General features: G+C 66.8%; 3 protein-coding genes. 1 reads left to right on the forward strand and 2 read right to left on the reverse strand.

Features of this window, described 5'->3' with window-relative positions:
• Positions 1–40 precede the first annotated feature (40 nt).
• Positions 41–550, reverse strand: a complete 510-nt coding sequence (locus KZA10_RS14325; RefSeq protein WP_218683219.1) for a flavin reductase family protein — start codon at positions 548–550, stop codon at positions 41–43.
• 103 nt (positions 551–653) lie between these two features.
• On the opposite strand from KZA10_RS14325, the gene KZA10_RS14330 reads away from it, so the two are divergent.
• Positions 654–1,259 carry a PadR family transcriptional regulator gene (locus tag KZA10_RS14330; protein ID WP_218683220.1) on the forward strand — a complete coding sequence of 202 codons (606 nt, stop codon included), beginning with the start codon at positions 654–656 and terminating at the stop codon, positions 1,257–1,259.
• A 2-nt stretch (positions 1,260–1,261) separates the two neighbouring features.
• On the opposite strand, the gene KZA10_RS14335 is transcribed toward KZA10_RS14330, so the two are convergent.
• Positions 1,262–1,674, reverse strand: a 413-nt coding sequence (locus KZA10_RS14335; RefSeq protein ID WP_256934889.1) for a PfkB family carbohydrate kinase, incomplete at its 5' end; no start/stop codon positions are given.

The raw sequence follows: 1,674 nt of genomic DNA on the forward strand, positions 1-1,674 counted from the left end.
GGGACGACCACTCCGGCGATCGCCCCGAGCGGCGCAGTGCTCACGCGCTCTCGGGGGCGGCGATGGCGCGATAGCGGCTCTGATGGAAGACCAGCGGCTCGACATCGTCGAACAGGGTGATGTCGGCGATCTCGTACAGCGCGATCTCGTGATCGCCGCCGTCGAAGGTGCTGTGCAGGCGGCAGGTGAGCCAGAGTGCCGCGTCGGAGATCAGCACCGCACCACCGTCGGTGCGCTTCCACTCGTGACCACCGAAACGGTCGCCCTGTCGCGCTGAGAGCGAGCGGCTGAGCGGCTCATGGTGCGCGGCGAGCACGCTCATGCCGAGTTCCGGAACCGTGCGCAGTACAGGCCAGGTCTTCGACGTGCGCGCCGCGCTGATCGCGACGAGCGCGGGTTCGAGCGAGATCGAGGTGAAGGAGTTGACCGCCATCCCGACGGCGCGGTCATCGACGTGCGCGGCGAGAGCCACGACGCCGGTCGGGTACACCGAGAAGGCCCGGCGGAGGGCGAGGTCGCGCGGCAGGGCGTCGGTCACGGCAGTCGTCATTTCAGCTTCCTTTCGTTAGTCAACTTTGACTAGTTTTGATAATAGGCAGTTTTGATCATGCAAACAACAGGAATCTGTGATGCCAGCCGTTAGCATGAGGGGCATGTCGACCACCCGCCTCGTCGTCCTCGGCGCCGTGAAGCAGTTCCAGCCCGTGCACGGGTACTTCCTCCGCCGAGAGCTCATGACCTGGCACGTCGACGAATGGGCGCACATCCAGCCCGGATCGATCTACAACGCGCTGCGCGCCCTCGAGGTCGACGGCTACATCGCCGAGAGCGGCACCGAGGCCGAGGGGAAGCGCCCCGCTCGCACGACCTACCGCATCACGCCAGCCGGCGAGGTGGAACTGCAGAGGATGCTGCGCGAGAACCTCTGGAACGTGGCGGCCTTCGACACCCAGGCCATCATGACGGTGGCCTCGTTCATGTTCGTCCTGAGCCGGCAGAAGGTGATCGCCGGCCTCGAGCATCGTCTCATCAAGAGCGACGCGATCATCACGCAGAACGGCTTCGACGTGCAGGACACCCTGCGCTCCGAGACGACGCCGAAGTACGTGCGGGAGATCTTCGACCTGTCCACAGCGCGCCTCACGGCCGAGAAGCAGTGGCTGCTCGATCTGCTGGAGCGCCTGCGCGGCGGTGAGTACACCTTCGCCGGTGAGACGGTCGAGGACGCGACGCCGGCCGACGCCGCACCCTCGAACTGACCTCAGCGCGACAGGACGAGCGCTGCGATCGACGCGGGCGAAAGCTCCGACGTCGTCGCTCCGCGATGCTGAGCCACGACGGCTCCGGCGGCGCAGGCTCGGACCAGAGCATGCTCGATCCTCTCCTCCTGGGAGAGCGCTGCGGCCAGCGCACCGCAGAAGGCATCGCCGGCACCTGTCGTGTCCACCGGATCGATCCGGAACGCATCGATGTGCAAGGGCTGTTCGCCGGTGCGATGCAGGGTCACTCCCCCGGCACCCTGCGTGAGCACGATGACCCGCGCTCCGGCTGCATGCAACCGGTCGATGCCGCCGAGCTCGGCGCACTCCGTCTCGTTCACGACCAGCACATCGACGTCGCCGAGCATCTCGATCGTCGCGACGTGTGCGGGAGCCGCGTTGAGGATCGTCAGCG

It is taken from the genome of Microbacterium sp. BF1 (assembly GCF_019279095.1).
GTDB lineage: Bacteria > Actinomycetota > Actinomycetes > Actinomycetales > Microbacteriaceae > Microbacterium > Microbacterium maritypicum.